12 protein-coding genes and 4 tRNA genes are annotated in these 16,580 nt (G+C 40.8%); 15 read left to right on the forward strand and 1 reads right to left on the reverse strand.

Annotated elements, in window-relative coordinates:
* Positions 1-84 precede the first annotated feature (84 nt).
* The 15 genes from U9M98_01320 to U9M98_01390 all read left to right on the forward strand — a co-directional run bounded on the left by U9M98_01320 (position 85) and on the right by U9M98_01390 (position 14,746).
* Positions 85-1,302 (forward strand): hypothetical protein, encoded by a 1,218-nt coding sequence (locus U9M98_01320; protein MEA2020341.1) that lies wholly within the window; start codon positions 85-87, stop codon positions 1,300-1,302.
* Between the two features lie 270 nt (positions 1,303-1,572).
* Positions 1,573-3,093: a UvrB/UvrC motif-containing protein gene (locus U9M98_01325; GenBank protein ID MEA2020342.1), complete on the forward strand. Its 1,521-nt coding sequence runs from the start codon at positions 1,573-1,575 to the stop codon at positions 3,091-3,093.
* Positions 3,094-3,194: 101 nt separating this feature from the next.
* On the forward strand, positions 3,195-4,208 hold the full coding sequence (locus tag U9M98_01330) for an aminoglycoside phosphotransferase family protein (GenBank protein ID MEA2020343.1): 1,014 nt from the start codon (positions 3,195-3,197) through the stop codon (positions 4,206-4,208).
* Between the two features lie 911 nt (positions 4,209-5,119).
* Positions 5,120-5,194, forward strand: a tRNA-Thr gene (locus tag U9M98_01335).
* 226 nt (positions 5,195-5,420) lie between these two features.
* Positions 5,421-5,507: transfer RNA gene (locus U9M98_01340), tRNA-Tyr, on the forward strand.
* Positions 5,508-5,780: 273 nt separating this feature from the next.
* Positions 5,781-5,857: transfer RNA gene (locus U9M98_01345), tRNA-Thr, on the forward strand.
* A gap of 291 nt (positions 5,858-6,148) precedes the next feature.
* Positions 6,149-6,223: transfer RNA gene (locus U9M98_01350), tRNA-Trp, on the forward strand.
* 224 nt (positions 6,224-6,447) lie between these two features.
* A complete protein-coding gene (secE, locus tag U9M98_01355) occupies positions 6,448-6,636 on the forward strand; it encodes a preprotein translocase subunit SecE (protein ID MEA2020344.1) in 189 nt (62 codons plus the stop codon).
* A gap of 58 nt (positions 6,637-6,694) precedes the next feature.
* Positions 6,695-7,231 carry a transcription termination/antitermination protein NusG gene (gene nusG / locus U9M98_01360; protein ID MEA2020345.1) on the forward strand — a complete coding sequence of 179 codons (537 nt, stop codon included), beginning with the start codon at positions 6,695-6,697 and terminating at the stop codon, positions 7,229-7,231.
* 290 nt (positions 7,232-7,521) lie between these two features.
* Positions 7,522-7,932 carry a GxxExxY protein gene (locus U9M98_01365; protein ID MEA2020346.1) on the forward strand — a complete coding sequence of 137 codons (411 nt, stop codon included), beginning with the start codon at positions 7,522-7,524 and terminating at the stop codon, positions 7,930-7,932.
* 69 nt (positions 7,933-8,001) lie between these two features.
* Positions 8,002-8,430, forward strand: coding sequence for a 50S ribosomal protein L11 (gene rplK, locus U9M98_01370; protein ID MEA2020347.1), 429 nt, complete (start codon positions 8,002-8,004; stop codon positions 8,428-8,430).
* A 773-nt stretch (positions 8,431-9,203) separates the two neighbouring features.
* Positions 9,204-10,526, forward strand: a complete 1,323-nt coding sequence (locus tag U9M98_01375) for a hypothetical protein (protein MEA2020348.1) — start codon at positions 9,204-9,206, stop codon at positions 10,524-10,526.
* A gap of 2 nt (positions 10,527-10,528) precedes the next feature.
* Positions 10,529-12,424: a tetratricopeptide repeat protein gene (locus U9M98_01380; GenBank protein ID MEA2020349.1), complete on the forward strand. Its 1,896-nt coding sequence runs from the start codon at positions 10,529-10,531 to the stop codon at positions 12,422-12,424.
* A gap of 676 nt (positions 12,425-13,100) precedes the next feature.
* Complete coding sequence (locus tag U9M98_01385) at positions 13,101-13,724, forward strand: hypothetical protein (GenBank protein MEA2020350.1); 624 nt, start codon at positions 13,101-13,103, stop codon at positions 13,722-13,724.
* Between the two features lie 92 nt (positions 13,725-13,816).
* Positions 13,817-14,746 (forward strand): hypothetical protein, encoded by a 930-nt coding sequence (locus tag U9M98_01390; GenBank protein MEA2020351.1) that lies wholly within the window; start codon positions 13,817-13,819, stop codon positions 14,744-14,746.
* 723 nt (positions 14,747-15,469) lie between these two features.
* On the opposite strand, the gene U9M98_01395 is transcribed toward U9M98_01390, so the two are convergent.
* A complete protein-coding gene (locus U9M98_01395) occupies positions 15,470-16,036 on the reverse strand; it encodes a type II secretion system protein (protein ID MEA2020352.1) in 567 nt (188 codons plus the stop codon).
* Positions 16,037-16,580 lie beyond the last annotated feature (544 nt).

Raw genomic sequence — 16,580 nt, forward strand, 5'->3', positions numbered from 1 at the left:
AATTTTAAATTACATACCCTCCAGCCGAGGTAGAGAAAGAGGAGACGAAGGAGAGACTTGGAACTTCACTAAAATAAAATTCCTATGAAGCTAGCTCTTATACTGCACATTTATCAACCTCCTACTCAATATGACAACATTTTAGATAGCATTACCAGTCAGTGTTACCGACCGCTACTGTCTCTACTTATTGCCAACCCTGCAGTACAAGTTTCCTTTAACATTCCAGCTTCGTTAGTGGAGCTTTGGCATAAAAACTACAGCCAGTATTCAGACATATTTTCCTTGTTTCGAAAGCTTTCCGAACGAGAACAGATTGAGCTCTTGGGTTCTGCTGCTTATCATCCACTCCTTTTTAAGTTACCCAAATCAGAAATTTATCGGCAAATTAAGCTGAATGAGCGAATTAATATGCAGCTTCTTCCCGGATTTAATCCTGGTGGGGGGTTTTTTCCACCAGAGTTGGCGCTGGATTCCAATGTGTTGGATGTTGTAAACCTTTGCGGCTACGAGTGGGTACTTTCTGAAAGTCCTCTTGCTAATAGGAGAGTGCTGGATCAGGAACCTTTTTATGTTTTGCGTGCACAAGGGCTTGGTTTGGAAATAGTTTTTAGAAACAAATCCTTAAGTTTGGATCTTGCATTTAGCAGGGTTTCCTCAGTTGAAGAGATTCTAAATAAAGATGTAGGCAATCCAGTAATAGCATTGGACGGTGAAACATTTGGTTGGCACCGAAGGGATGGCTTAGAGCTTTTGCAAAAGATGTTCGAGGATAATGCGTTATCATTTTGTTTAGCGTCGGATTTGGTAAAAAAACAGTTGCCAACAGCTCCCGGGTTTAAGCTGGAAAAAATATCTTGGGGCAAGCGCGGATCTGATCCCCAAAGTATTTACTATCCCCGCTGGGAAAACCCACAAAATAAGGTTCACAAATTGCAGTGGCAGCTTACAGAGTTAGCAATTAACGCCGTGAACAACTCAGAATTTAAGATTGAAAGTTTTAACAATACCACTGAATCCGCTGAAGCCATTGAATCTATTGATTCATTATCTCCAAACAAAAAACAATGGTTTATATCTCGACAATTGTTGGATAAAGCAGTTCACAGCGATCAATATTTTTGGGCAGATGGGGATAATGTGTGGCATTTGGGAATGGTAGAAAAGGGTGCTGATATGTTGAGAAATGTTGTTTGTGCTTTACCCGGAGCGGAACCCAACGTTATTGCTCAGGCTAATACCTTATATGATAAAATTATCGCCACCGGGGAAGAGTTGTACGGAAAGGACGTGAAGGCATGAAAACAATAACTGTTTATTGTTGATTGCTAATTGCTGAGTGCTAAAAAGTATTGGGGGTGGTCTTTCTTGAAGGACCGACCAATCCTTTTGGATATAGAAAGCGGAGAGCGGTTCGCGGAACGCGGATAGCGGACGGATATCGGGTAACGGATAACGTATACCGTATAACATCTTACGAATTATCAGTTACTAATTACTAATTGCTAGTTGCTAATTAATAAAAATTAACAAATTTGATATTTGGAATTTATGATTTGTAATTTCTAAATTATGTATTGGGCAAATTTTTTTCATTTTTATCAACCACCAACCCAGACAAAAAAGTGGATTGATAGAATAACTGAAGAGTGCTACCGACGGTTGATTCAAGGTTTTTTGGAGAGACCAGGTATTAAAGCTACTTTTAATATTAACGCCCTTCTTTTTGAATTCTGGGACAAATATGGGCATGAAGATGTTATTTCTGGCGTACGTGAGCTTTTATCCCGTGAACAAATTAAACTTACTGCTACTGCTAAGTATCATCCACTTCTCCCAAAGCTGCCTGAGCATGAGATTATTAGACAGGTGCGTTTGAATAATGTAACTACCCACCGTTATTTGGGCGATTTTTACAATCCAGAGGGTTTTTTTCCGCCTGAGATGGCGTATAATCGCAAGATTGCGGAAGTAGCGGGTAAATTGGGGTATGAGTGGGTTATTGCGGAGGAACTTTCTCTCAGTCATGAGTTTAATACTGTTGACTACTCTACAATTTACGAAGTAGCAGGAACTAACATTAAGGGTAGGGAAAACTGTAATGTAAAAATATTTTTCCGAACCAGGGAAATTAGCTACAAAATTCTTTCTGGACAGTTAGCTACTCCTGGACCGCTGCGGGAAACTTTAGATAAGAATTTTGGGGAAGGTGAGTATTTGCTTACAGCTATGGATGGAGAAACATTTGGTCACCACAGACCAGGGATGGATCAGCTCCTTTTTGATCTTTTAGAAATGAGCGACCTGGAGCCTGTATTTGTTTCAGATCTTCTCGATTTGTATTCTGCTCGATGTGAGGTTGATACCTACCCTTCTACTTGGGCGTTGATGAGTCATGATTTAGAAAAGAACCAGCCTTTTGCTCGCTGGGACGACCCGGATAACGTGATTCACCAATTGCAGTGGAAGTTAACTAACCTGGCAATTAGTGCAGTAAACAACTCAGACTATAAGTCGGGAAGTACCAAATTACAAATACCAAGTTCCAAAAGGAAAGGGAGTAATATGGTCGATTCCGAAGAGTTTGGAGCTTGTAATTTTGAATTTGGGATTTCTGGTCACGATAAAGGTGAATTAACAGAGAATCAAAAACGGTGGTTTAAAGCAAGGAAACTTTTAGATAAAGCTTTACATAGTGACCAGTACTGGTGGGCCTCTGCTAAACCTTGGTGGAGTTTGGAGATGATAGAGCGGGGGGCAAAGGAGTTGTTGAGTGTGGTAGAAACTCTTCCAGATGCATCGTCTCAGCAGGTAAAGGAAGCGCAGGAACTGTATTATAAAATTATTACCAAAGGTTTTGAGTGGCAACGTGCAGGAAAAGTTGAGGAAATGGCGGAAAAAGAGGATGAGGCTGTTCGAATGCGCACAGATCATGGTTTGCCGGATCTTGCTCCCGAAGAGATTGATACGATGATTGTTCCTATCCGTAAAGAGATGTTAGAAGCGGCAGGGAAGCAAGAGTACGAGAGGGCTGCTCAACTCCGAGATAGAATAGAAGAACTTGAAGGTTACAAGAATCAAGCACAGGATTAAGGCTTGTTTATAGTTCTTCTAAAACCACTAAGGGTTGTGACTTTTTTTTTGGTTCACAAGCTAGTGGTTTTAGTTTTCTTTTTTTTTGGTTTTGTATACAAATGAACAAGTTACCTGACGAGGTACAAAAATTACTGGAAAAGGAGAATTTAGAGGTTGTTAATGTGTTACAGAGAGCAGACTCTCCCCGCCGCCGTTTCTATAGTTTAGAAACACGTCGCAAAACAGGGGGGGAGACTCTTCTTTTGAAAATTTTTGCCCGCGGCGATCCTGGAGTGGTAACAGCTTTTTACAAAGAAGTTGGTTTTTTAAAGCTGGTAACTGAGCGCGACAGTCCTCAAATTGGAATGTACACACCGCGCTTTTTAAAAAGAGGAGACGGAGAAACTCCCTGGTACTTGCGCACATGTGCCCAGGGCAGTTTCTTGGGTGATATTTGTTATGATTTTGGGATTAGAGATAAATATCTGGGGGAGGAGATTGGTGAGGAATTTGGGAATTTTTTCTTCGCATTATCCAAGTTCACGAGTGAAATCTCAGAAACATCTTTTTTCTCTACCCTTTCTCCTCACGGATTTAGTTGGTATTTAGATGACTGGAAACACTATAGAGAAAGCTCTGAGACTGTTGGAAGCGCTGTTTTTGAAAAGCTACGCCAACTTTTGAAATTGCATCGTTCTTTGTTGGATAACAGTACAAAAGTTTTAGTTCATGGAGATTTGTATCTTAAAAATGTTTTCTGGAGCAATAATATTGGGCTTGGTAATGAGAAAGAAAGTCCACTTAGTGTGATTGATTGGGAGATATTACATTTGGGGAATAGGTGTTTTGACCCTGTTTTCATTTGGATGTTGGGGTGGAAAAATTCCCAGTGGCAGGAAGAGCTAAAAAGTAGGGTTTGGGAAAGCTTTGAACAAGAAGGGAGTGAGAGTGAAAAGGAATTAAGCATTCTTTGGAATATTGTTAGGTGTTCGCTAGCCTTGCGTTTTATTCGGCACGCGGAAATAATGCTGGAAATACTTTCTTCTCGGGAAAAAGAGGCTAGACATAATGCAGAACAAGCGCTTTCCGTATACAGAAAAGAACTGGAAATAGCTTTAGAGACCCTCTCCTAATTAGTAGCTGGCAATTAGTAACTAGTAGCAAGTAGTAAGTAGCTAGTATTTAGTATTCTTTATTTTCTATTTCTTATCTCTAGTTACGAGTCTCGAGTCTCTTTTTATTCGTAGCCAATTTGCAATACAGATAGAATTCATACCTTAATTATTAGCATTAATTTGCAGTATTAAATTAGCATAAATTAGCTACCCCAATTCGCAACACATTCGCTATAACAATTCGTAGTATTTGTAGTCAATTCGCTGTATGGATAGGATTCATACCTTAATTATTTGCAATGTATTCGCTATACTAATTCGCATAGATTCGCTATACCAATTGACAATTTACTCGATCCATGCTAATTTAAAACTACCCTGCAGTGCACGCTTAAAAGGGAGCTTTTTCTTGGATCCTCAACCCATATTAAAGGGAGCCTTATATAGTCCCGACTTGTCGGGACTGCGGGCACCCACTTGAACTTACCAAGGGTCAAGATTTGCTCCTATGCGGCACTTGCTTCCAGTTTAGGAGGCTAAAGCTTTTCTAAGCTTGGCGGGGGAGGAATAATATAAATTAGGGATTGATTAACAGTGACCCTATACCGTAAGGTATAGGGTTTTTTTAGTGAGCACTTGGCGAGTCGCGGCTTTTGGCGGGACGAGCCTAGTGCGAACTAACCCCGTAAGCTTCTTAGCTTTACGGGGTAGGTTTGACTTTTTAGAAAAATATATACGCAGAAACCTTTGTTTTGTGGTATAATAATGCTGTTACGAGATTTGAGTTATTCCTTTTAGGTACAGCAATAGTGTTGGTATAGTTGTTTTTTGCCTGGGTAGCTCAATGGAAGAGCAGGGGTTTTGCCCCAGAAGTATGTTTCCCGAATAATATTCGGGATTACAACTTCGGGGTCCCGCAGTTCTAGCAAGCCGGAGTAGCTCAATGGAAGAGCAAGTGTTTTGTAAATACTAGGTTGGAGGTTCGATCCCTCTCTCCGGCTCCAATCGGCTTGCAGATACTGCTGGGATAAACCGTAGGTCGTCCCGATAAATCGGGACTAACCTACCTGCCGGTAGGCAGGTTCGACTGATCAAATTCTCGGAAGAATTTGAAGTCTCATTGAGCCCCGACAAGGTCGGGACTAATTCCACCAACGGAAAATAAGGCACAAAGTTTGTATTTTCCGGGTGTCATTGAGCACGGGTGGCAGAGTGTTCAAACACAAGTGTGCCGAGGTCGCATAGTGGCTATTGCACGAGACTGTAAATCTCGCGTCCGTAAGGACTTCGGGGGTTCGATTCCCTCCCTCGGCACCAGTTTTATTATGTGTATATTGTGTATGTACTTGAAAGTAAGAGGGATAGCAATTTGTATACAGGTTACACAAGTGATTTGACCCACAGCGTTTGGAAGATCATAAAGCTGGACGAGTTAAATCTACACGGGATAGGCGTCCTCTGAAGCTCATTTATTATGAAGCTTGCTTGTTGGAGGAAGATGCTAAGCGTAGGGAGAAGTTTTTGAAAACATCATTAGGCAAGAGTAGGCTTAGAAAAAGGTTGGGGGTTTATTTTTCTAGGCCTTATTAAGCCGCCTTAGCTCAGTTGGCTAGAGCGTCTCCTTGGTAAGGAGGAGGTCGACGGTTCAAACCCGTCAGGCGGCTCCACCATAAGATCTTAACGAGTTCGCGAGTTTAGATCTTATGAGTGCCATGCACCTGAAAGGGCGTACCCAACGTGGTACCGCCCCTACGTGGTGCGTGGCAGCAGGGTAGTAGCCCTGATACCACGTAGGGTACAGGGCTCAATTCATCAGCTCAAATTCTGGGAAGAATTTGATGATTCATTGAGGGCTGTAGGCTAATTGGTAAACTACTGGTCTCTCCCAGTAACATCTAGTTCCGAAGAAGTCGGAACGTAGATGTATGGGATCCCGAAGTTCTAAGCAAATTTTTGATAGGGGCATGGTGTTAATGGTAGCACAATGGTCTCCAAAACCATTAGTCCGGGTTCAAATCCTGGTGCCCCTGCCACCCCGACATACAGAATCGGCAGACCGATTCCCGTCGGGGCGGGCCCTGAAAATACAGAGTTGGCAGACCAACTCCCGTCGGGGGTGTCTTGACGAGGACCTGCTTGGTTCTGTGTACAATGTTTCAGGGTAGTAGTATTTGTAATATATTTGTAGTATTCGTAGTATATTCGTTGTACAAATAGTATTTATACCTTAATTATTCGTAGTAGATTAGCTATACCAATGAATTCGCTAACCAAATTCTTAAAAGAAGTAAGGCAGGAGATGAAGAAGGTAGTTTGGCCTTCGAAAGATGAGGCTATAAAACTTACAGCTATAGTTTTGGGAGTAGTTATTTTTATTGGTTTGTATATTGCATTCTTGGACTACATTTTTAGTAGACTCATTCGGCTAGCAGTAACTAAGAGTTGAACCTACTTGCATTCTTTATTCTTTGCCTTTATCATAACCAAAGCGTTCGATTTTAACTATGATGGATGAAAATAAAGCCCAGTGGTATGTAGTTCATACCTATTCGGGGCACGAAAAGAGAGTTGCCGAAACTTTGCGACAAAAAGTGGAAGCTTTAGACTTGGAGGAAAAGTTCGAGGAAATTCTTATTCCCACGCGTGATAAGATTGTTGCTTCTGGTGGCGAAAGAAAGGAAGTGGAAGAAAGGTTATTTCCAGGTTACTTACTTTTGCACATGGTGATGGACGATGAAACATGGCCAGTTGTTCGTAATACAGCTGGCGTTACTGGTTTTGTTGGTGCCTCAGGCAAGCCTATACCTTTGCCTAAGCAAGAAGTGGAGGGGGTCAAGCAATTTATGGAGCTAGATCAGCCGAAAGTGGATGTCAAGTTTAAGAAAGGCGACAGTGTTAAGATCAACGATGGCCCCTTCGCAGATTTTGTGGGTGAAGTGCAAGAGATTGATGAGGATAAAGGTCGGTTAAAGGTGCTTGTTTCTATATTTGGTCGGGAAACGCCAGTAGACCTAGATTTCTTGCAAGTCGAACCTTTATAGCGAATCTACTACGAATAATTAAGGTATGAATTCTATTTATGCTACGAATTGGCTACGAATACTACAAATTGGGAAGGAAGAGACTAGACCAGAAAGTCCTTTAGGGGCGGTACCACATTGGGTACACCCCTTTGGGTTTGCGGATGCAGTCCCTCAAGGTCTTGGTAGAGATGGTATAGCGAATCTATTAGGAATCTACTACGAATGTTACCAATCTCTAATAAATTATTCGTAGCTCATTTGTAATATTTGTAGAAATTTAGTGATTTTCGTAGAATATTGGCTATATAATGGCGGATTTAATATATCCTGAGCTCAGTTACGAAATCGTAGGTGTACTTTTTGATGTATATAATAAATTAGGAAGTTCCTACAAGGAGAAATATTATCAGCGTGCCGTAGGAAAGCTCCTCCTTAATAAGGGTTTTGATATTAAACGGGAGTTGAAAGCCGATTTGGAAATACAAGGTGAACAGATAGGGTATTATTTTCTGAATTTCCTTGTAGAAGGGCTAATAGTTTTGGAACTGAAGGCAAAACCGCGCATGAGTAAACAAGATTTTAAGCAGGTGCAATCGTATTTGGGTACTACAGGTTTAAAGTTGGGTATTTTAGCAAATTTTGGTCGTCCGGAAGGTTTAAATTTTTACAGAGTTTTGAATTCTTCGTATAGTTTGTTTACGGGAAAGTACGAAGATTAGTCGTAAGTATTTGTAGGATATTAGTTGTATTTGTAGTAGATTCGTTAGATTAGTAGAGTATTAGCTATAATGCCAAAGGAAAAAGAGGCAGTTGTAAAACTTAATATACCTGCTGGAAAAGCTACTCCAGCTCCTCCTATTGGTCCTGCTTTGGGTCAGTACGGTGTTTCGCTTATGGATTTTTGTAAAGAATATAATAAGCGTACCCAGGACATGGGAGACGTGGTGGTTCCCGCTGTAATAACTATTTATAAGGATCGTAGCTTTGATTTTGTTGTAAAGACTCCGCCTGCTTCTGAGCTTCTAAAGAAAGCAGCAGGAATTGAAAAAGGTTCTGGCGAGCCGCACAAAGAAAAGGTGGGTACAGTCACACGAAGTCAATTAAAGGAAATTGCAGAACGGAAGATGAAAGACCTGAGTGCAAGAGACCTAGAGTCTGCGGCAAAGATAATTGAAGGTACAGCAAAACAAATGGGTTTGGAAATAGTTGAGAAATAACCACTTTTGATATGTAAAGTGGGAGCTTCCTCTAGTGTTTGTAAATGGAGGGTTGGGGCTTGTCAAAAACTAGCTTCGTTTGTAAATTTTCAAAATTTTGTAGTTTTGTCTCCTTTTTTTTTCCTAACCACAAAATCTAAAAAAGGTGTTTTGATAGGTCTTATAATTGGTAACTGGTAACTAGCAAGTAGTAAGTAGTAAGTAGTAAGTAGTAAGTAGCTAGTATTTAGTATAGCTAATTTATACTAATTTAATACGGCGAATTAATGCGAACGGGAAGGAAGAAACTGGTAACTAGCAAATGTTCGGGTAAGACCCTCACGTAAAGTGTAGCTCAGAAGCTACGTAAATATGCGCCTTCGGCGCGTAATCCTCATCGCTTTCCGCCTACCGCATTCGGCATTCCGCAATCCGCAATCCGCTATCAGCAATTAACAATCAACAATAAGCAATTATTTTCCACCTCCCTTTATTCCTTATTCCTTATTCCTTATTCCTTATTCCTTATCTCTTATTTAATATTTCGTATTTATTTGGAGCTTAGAGTTCCCAGTCTCTTCAATCTTTTCTTTCTTTACCAAGACCTCCGGGGATTCGATTCCGAAACCCCGCAGGACTTTTAGGTTCGAGTCCCTGCCGGCAGGCAGGCAGGCCTGCCTGCCGGCAGGCAGGTCCAGTCTTCCCATTAGCATAGATTCGCTACTGTTAAATTCGCATAAATTAGCTATATCAATTCGCATTAATTCGCTACCTCAGGTAATATAAAACACAACATGAAAGAGACGGTTATTTTCTTAATTTCATTTGTGTTATTAGCACTGTTAAGCTGGAAATTTTCAGCAGGAGTGTATCAATTAATAGGGGCTGGCGACTCCCCTGAATACATATTTGTTGCTGAAAGCCTAATACAAGACAGAGACATTTTTTTGGAAAACCAAGCACACAAATTTGTAATTCACAACCTCAACGACAAGGAAGAGGTAGAACCATACGCCATAAGGGAAACACCTCCTAATCAGCTAGACCTAAATGCGTTCTATCCCACCAACGTTATTCCCAAAGATGGGCACCTTCTCCCCTACCATCCGATTGGGCTCTCACTCTTAATTGCTCCCGCAGTAGCTATACTAGGAAAGTGGGGAGCTATGCTCACCATAAATCTTTGCGCAGCTCTCTTAGCCCTTGTTTTTTACAAATACACAAAGAGGTTTTCCCTTGCCTTCCTGCTAACTTTTTCCCCTCCCCTACTCTATCTATCTCTCCTCTGCTTTAACGAGATACCAACAGCTTTAATTATTTTTTATATTTTCACAGTTATTCAAAAGGAATGCCTGCCCCAAACAACGAAAGGAGTAATTACTACTGCCTTAGGACTGGGATTCCTGCCATGGCTCCACCCTAAATACTCGATAATTTCAGGGATTTTTATCTTATACTGCATATACAAAGTACAAAAAGACAATAACCTATCGCTCAAAAAAGCTACTTACAAAGTTCTAAAACACCCAATAACATTAACTAGTATCTTTTCCCCCATTCTACTGTTTTGCTTTTATCAACAAGTATATGGAACCTGGAGAGCTGCGCTTGCAACTGGTCATCCTGGAATAATAAATCCACTAAAAGGTTTGCTTGGCTTATTTTTGGGCCGCGAATACGGAATTATACTTCACGCTCCTTTGCTCCTTTTACCTTTGGGTAATATTCTCAAAAACAAAAAGGTGCAAAAAAAACATAGCCCTATACCTCCAACTATAATAGGCACATTCATTCTTGGAATCAGCCTTTTTGGCAACTGGCACGGAGGTGTGGCACCTGCCGGACGCTTAATTGCGCCCGCCATACCTTTCCTATTTCTTTATTTTCCAAGTCCAAAAACAATTACAAATCAGGTTGTTCAAACCTTGTTAGTAATTGCAACCGCCTGTCTAGTTCTAACAAACTTTGCGACACAAAAAACTCCAGGAGTAGTACTTCCTACTGGAAGAAATCACACTTTTCAACAATTACCGGGAGGAGGGCACCTTAACAATATCCTACCCTCCACAATAGACTCTTCTGGTAAGATAAAACCAATAAGCCTTTGGTGGGAGTAATTATGAAAAAAAGAATTATAAAAAATGCTGTTTTCCTTAGCTTAGCACTAATTGCAGTTGCTGCTACCTCAATAAAGGCGCTTACCAATTCCGATATTTGGCTTTGGCTCCGGGTGGGAGAAACTGTAGTAAAAGGAAAAATCATTCCCCAGCAAGATTTTCTCTCCCACACTGCTTGGGGGAGACCTTGGATAGTACATGGGTGGGGTTTTGGAGCTCTAACTTATTTAGCCTACACAATAGGAAATGAAATAGCACTAGCTTGCCTAAGACTAGCAATAAGCTTAGGAACATTTCTAGCTCTTTTCAAAAGAAGCAAAATCCTAAAGTCGGGAATCCCTCAGTTTGCAGCCGTCGCAACCACAGGCTTTTTTACTATTAGCAATGCTTGGATGCTTAGACCCCACATTTTGGGAGGTTTTCTTCTTACCTTTCTTCTCCTAACCATTGATCTCTACCGAATTAAAAACCCGAAATATATTCTCCTAGCTCCAATATTAATTCTTTTTTGGGCAAACACTCACGCAAGCTTACCTTTAGGACTTGTTCTTCTCTTTATTTTACTAGGAAGCGAACTCTCAGAAGATATTCTCTCTCCCCAAACAAAAGGGTCTTTTCAACCTCTAATCCAAAGCAAGAAAACAAAGTTGTTAAATATTGCTATTTTCTTAAGCATTCTTGCCTCTCTTGTAAATCCCTATGGTATTAAAATCTACCAGTACTTTTTTAAAATAAGTGACACTGTAAAACAGAATATTCTCGAGTGGCTACCTCTTGCCAACTTTCTCAATTGGGAAAATGCCCAATACTTTTTAATTTTCCTAGCAATAAGTCTGTTAGCCCTGATCTTAGTTGCAACCCTCCTGCCCACAAAAATTAGCCATTGGGAAATAGCTCTGACACTAATTTCAGCTTACCTTGCAATCTCCGCTCTTCGCCATATAGTAATTGCCGTCCTAATCCTAATTCCCTTGGTCTCAAAAAATATCACCATGCTTACTGAAAAGTTACGAGGGATAAAAAGGTACATCTTAGAAGCTCTTTTTGTCTTGTTAATAACTACTGTAGGCTTCAATGCAACAAAAAGTGTAGCAAAGGAAGGTTGGGGCTTGCGTTGGGATATTTTGTCACCCCAAGCAATCCAATTTCTAAAACAGAACCCCCCAAATGGAAAAATGTACAACCACTTTAACTTTGGAAGTATTTTGCTTTGGCATCTTTATCCTGACTATAAAACATTTATTGATGGGAGAGTAGACATGTTTGCTCCAGATATATACAAAGAGTGGCTTGCAGCAGCCACTGACGAAAACAATTGGGAAAGCATTTTCCAAAAATATCAAGTAAGCTGGGTAATTTTCCCAACCAAAGACATATGGCCCGGGCTTAAAGAAAAAGTAAATAACGGCAGCTGGTGCGTGGTTTTCTGGGACGATACTGCTAGTATTATTCTCAAAAAGGAAAATAACACCGAACTATGCTCAGCTCTAGCTTACAACTATGGAAACCCGTTTCTTCCTGAGGATGAAATAACTAATTATCAACAAATAATTGAAGAATATAAAAGATCAATAAAAGCCTCTCCTTACAACGCAAGTACCCACAACAAATTAGGAAAGCTCTACGGGGAGCTTGGCGAATTTGAAAAAGCTGAAAATGAATTTCAAGAAGCTATAGAAAAAAACCCCACATATGTAATTCCCTATCTTAATCTTGCTTCCCTAAAAGAACGAGAAGACCCCCAACAAAGCATTAAAATTCTTGAGAAAGCGATTAAAGAAAACCCCCAAGCACCGCAACCCTACCAAGAACTTTCTCAGCTCTACAGACAAATTTGGGGAGATACAAAAAAGGCAAATAAATACTTGAAATTGTATCAAAAAAAAAGTAGCAAGTAGTCAGCAGTAAGCATAAAATCACGAGAACATAAAAACATGAAAACATTCAAACAATGATTAACTGATTTATGATTTAGGAATAAGACAGGCAGGCAGGGACTCGGACCTGAAAGTCCTGCGGGGGCAGTACCACACGGGGTACACCCTGTAGGTTTCGGAATCGAATCCCCGGAGGTCTCGGCAGGGAAAGAAAAAACAAGGGACTGGAAACAGGAGACACGTTAAGCAGAATGCGGAAAGCGGAACGCGGAGGGCGGATTGCAGAGAGAAATTAGCCTATGGCTGAAATTGGGAGAAATTACGGGAAGACCTGTGAAATTAAAGAAGAAATAATTGCTTATTGTTGATTGTTAGTTGCTGACAGCGGTAAGCGGAAGGCTAATACCCGCCAAAATCTTGACAACACTTACCAATAATAGTTAGCTTGTTACTCAGAGGCAAATGCCCTAGTAAGCTTTGGAAAAGCAGTCCTTTACAAAACAAGGTCTAAGAAGTATTATTTGCTTGTATTATATGAGTAGCTCTTTTTAAAAAAAGAGACTGTGGAGCCCCACGGGCAAGCCCGTGACTTTCTGCGAAGGAGGGTAAAAATACTTCAACTACAAGAGCAATCCTTTCACTTGACAGCAATTAAAACGCTTGCTATTGTGTAACTACAAGTTAGAAAAAACCTGCCATGAGTTTAAATCAGCAAATTAAAAAATCTCCACACAGCGCAAAGGTCTTTATGTGGACAGTGCTTATCGGAGCGTTGGTCTTTTGCGCTTGGAGCGGAACTCACTCCACACTAACAGAAGCAGCGGAAACCTCCAGCACCCGTACTGTTACTGTAAACGCAACAGTTTCTCCTGATATCGAAATCTACATTACAGACACAACCATAAACTTAGCTGTAACTTCCCCCGGCAGTCCAGTTATAGATACAAATGACATTGAAGTCTGGACCAACTCTGAAACAGGCTACAAGCTTTACCAATCCCACAACCAAAACCTTACCCACACCGACGACGGCACTACCATTATTGATCCCGACCTTGACGGAACAGTAGACGCACCTGTTACTTACAGCCACAACGGGCTGGGTTTTTCACTTAATGGAACTCCAGTAGAGGGGCTTTGGAACGACGGCGCAAACTTTTCTACTTTCTACGACACAGCTACCGAAGCTAACTGCTACGCCGAGTACTCGTCTGGCAACACAATAATGAATGTTGTTTACCAGCTGGATGTTGCAACTACCCAAAAAAGCGGCGAGTATTCAAACGAAGTTTACTGGTACGCAGTAACCAACGGAGATTAAAATTAGCCCTCTTCCCCACTTCTCAAAACCACACTTAACTAAATTTGCTTGCCAGCAATGGAAGCTCTATGTATAATTTAAATACGCCTAAAATGAAAAACATTCTTATTATTCTTAGTACAATATTAATAGCTTTTGCTATATTTTTTTACGCAAGCCCCAAAGAACTATACGCCGGTAGCGCAATCCAACTTACCCCCACATCGCTGGAATTTGAATTAGAATCAGGCGGGACGTTTATGAGTCAAGATTTTAACCTCTTCAACCCTTCCAAAGAAGAAACTCAGGAAGTAACAGTCAAGGTTTCAGACTTTTTTGTCGATGATGAAACAGGAAGTTACAGAATCTTGAAAGAACTACACCCACGCTATTCTTTGTCCGAGTGGGTCTCAGTAGAACCGAAAAAAGTAACCCTAGAACCTTTAGAAGTGCAAAACTTAACAGTAACATTCACATCACCTCAAAGCGCAGAACCAGGTGGGCACTACGCAATGCTAATAATTGATTCCCGCGAAAGTGATTCTGAACAAGAAGTAGAAGGCGTACTAGTCCAGCCTGTGGGTGGTGTGGCTGCTCCCTTATTTGCAACAGTACCCGGTGACATTTCTTGGGAGGGAAGGCTTTTGGAATTTCTCCCAGTCAGCTTTAAAAACACTGGTCCAGTAGAATTTAAACTTCGCTTCCAAAACCAAGGTACTGTTCACTACCGACCATCTGGAAAAGTCGAGGTTTTTGACTTCCTAAATAACAAAGTTGGAGAAGCAAAAATCCGCCCCACAAGAGTCTTTCCCCAAAGCATTCGAAGACTAGAAACTACCTGGGATCGTTACCTCTTAATTGGAAAGTACCGAGCCAAAGCAACACTAACTTACGGCGAACCCGGTAGTGAAGAAACAGAAACTGCTAAAATAACTTTCTGGGCATTCCCCTACAAACCAGCAGCAGTAATCCTAATCACCATAATAATTGTCATCCTAGTAACAAAACTTAAGAAGCAAACAGAAGAAGAAGCAAGTAGTTAGTAGTAAGTAATTAGTAATTAGTAATTAGTAATTAGTAATTAGTAATTAGTAACTAGTAACTAGTATTTAGTATAGCTAATTTATACTAATTTAATACTGCAAATTAACGCGAATGGGAAGGAAGAAACTGGTAACTAGTAACTTGTAAAACGTTATACGTTACTCGTCCGCCATTCGCCTCCGCCAGCCGGCGGACGGCGAAGGCGGATCAGATATCCGTATTCCTCCGCGTGCGGTGTACAGCACCCCACTCTCCGCATTTGTAATTTGATATTTGTCATTTGTAATTGTTTTCGTATTTCTTATCCAATATCCCTTATCTCTTATCTTCTATCCTCTATTCTCTTCTTGTCTCCTGTTTCAATGTTTTCATGTTTCTATGCTTTTATGTTTTTATGCTTTCTATTCGTAATATTCGTAGTAGATTTGCTATCTAATTCGCTATACCATCTCCATCGAGACCTCCAAGGACTAGGCCCCACACCGCCTAAAGCTACGAAGGGCATACAAGCTAGACCCTTGGGGTGTACCACCGTATGGTACTACCCTTGCAGGTTCTAGTCTCCTCTTTTCCCATTCGCATTAATTCGCATTATTAAATTCGCATTATTAAATTCGCATTCATTAGCTGTCCCAATTCGCAGTATTCGTAGTCAATTTGTAGCATAAATAGAATTTATACCTTAATTATTCGTAGCTGATTCGCTATCCCAATTCGCTATACTAGTAAGAAATCCCACGGAGAACAGCACTAGTCTGCAATTGCACCGTGCCCTGGAACTCACTTCGAAGCGGCGCTTGGGGTCCCGGCTCCAAAGCCAAAGTAACAGAAACTCTTTTGCCATCACTAGCGCAAACAAAAGAAGTATTGCCCCTATTAATAGACACACCAGAAGATGGATCTGTATCAGTTAGATGTGAAGTAGGCTCGCTATCCCCAACCCTCTTTCCAAGAGCGTAAACTCCACCTCCTACATCTTCGATTAAATATAGGACTGGCACCCCGTCAACTATAAGTTTAATGCTCTTGTTCATACTTCCCACCTGGCACTGCTCTCCAAAACCAGATTCACAACAAATAAGGCTTTCCGCATTACGAATATCCTGCTCCATCTTCGAAAGGGCGTAATTGCCAGATTGCTCCAGCTCATTGGTAATCCGAACTTTGTTCTGAGCCTTCATTATATTGGAAAAAGTATCGGTAGCTATAGCAGCAAATACGCCAAGAAGAATAGCTACCACTAATACCTCTATTAATGTAAAACCTGCCTGGGCAGAGTTCTCTTTCATTATTTTAAGGTTAACTCAAAAACCAACTAGTAACAAGTATTTAGCAGTAAGTAGCAAGCATCAAGTAGTAAGTAAATAGGAACTGGAGACTAGACCTGCCAGCAGGCAGGGTCTGGTAACACGTACTCCGTATTTAGTATTTAGTATTTAGTATTTAGTATTTAGTATTTAGTATTTAGTAAGACGTTATGCGTTATATGTTACGCGGTATACGTTATGCGTTATGCGGTATCCGTGTTTTGCTATCAGCAATCAACAATAAGCAATTATCCTTTATCTCTTATCTTCTGTTTCTTGTTTCGAGTCTCAAGTCTCTCCTTTCTGCTGTTTTCCTGTTTCTATGTTCTATGTTCTATGCTTTTATGCTCTATGTTCAGCTGTTTTCATGCTTGATGCTAACTACTTACTACTAATCACTTCGTACACTGCCAACCCCATCCACGCCGCAATACCTACAATAGAAACAATTACCCCACGTTTAAAACTCCTTGGCTCATACCTAAAAACTACCCTGCTCTCCCCCTCCGGTACCTTCACCGCACGA

Source organism: Patescibacteria group bacterium, assembly GCA_034659915.1.
Taxonomy (GTDB): domain Bacteria; phylum Patescibacteriota; class WWE3; order JAUXAW01; family JAYEID01; genus JAYEID01.

Coding starts and splice junctions, on each gene's coding strand:
- U9M98_01385 (MEA2020350.1), top strand. CDS start 13,101: ATGAGTTTAAATCAGCAAATTAAAAAATCTCCACACAGCGCAAAGGTC.
- U9M98_01365 (MEA2020346.1), top strand. CDS start 7,522: ATGGCGGATTTAATATATCCTGAGCTCAGTTACGAAATCGTAGGTGTA.
- secE (MEA2020344.1), top strand. CDS start 6,448: ATGAATTCGCTAACCAAATTCTTAAAAGAAGTAAGGCAGGAGATGAAG.
- rplK (MEA2020347.1), top strand. CDS start 8,002: ATGCCAAAGGAAAAAGAGGCAGTTGTAAAACTTAATATACCTGCTGGA.
- U9M98_01380 (MEA2020349.1), top strand. CDS start 10,529: ATGAAAAAAAGAATTATAAAAAATGCTGTTTTCCTTAGCTTAGCACTA.
- nusG (MEA2020345.1), top strand. CDS start 6,695: ATGATGGATGAAAATAAAGCCCAGTGGTATGTAGTTCATACCTATTCG.
- U9M98_01375 (MEA2020348.1), top strand. CDS start 9,204: ATGAAAGAGACGGTTATTTTCTTAATTTCATTTGTGTTATTAGCACTG.
- U9M98_01320 (MEA2020341.1), top strand. CDS start 85: ATGAAGCTAGCTCTTATACTGCACATTTATCAACCTCCTACTCAATAT.
- U9M98_01325 (MEA2020342.1), top strand. CDS start 1,573: ATGTATTGGGCAAATTTTTTTCATTTTTATCAACCACCAACCCAGACA.
- U9M98_01390 (MEA2020351.1), top strand. CDS start 13,817: ATGAAAAACATTCTTATTATTCTTAGTACAATATTAATAGCTTTTGCT.
- U9M98_01395 (MEA2020352.1), bottom strand. CDS start 16,036: ATGAAAGAGAACTCTGCCCAGGCAGGTTTTACATTAATAGAGGTATTA.
- U9M98_01330 (MEA2020343.1), top strand. CDS start 3,195: ATGAACAAGTTACCTGACGAGGTACAAAAATTACTGGAAAAGGAGAAT.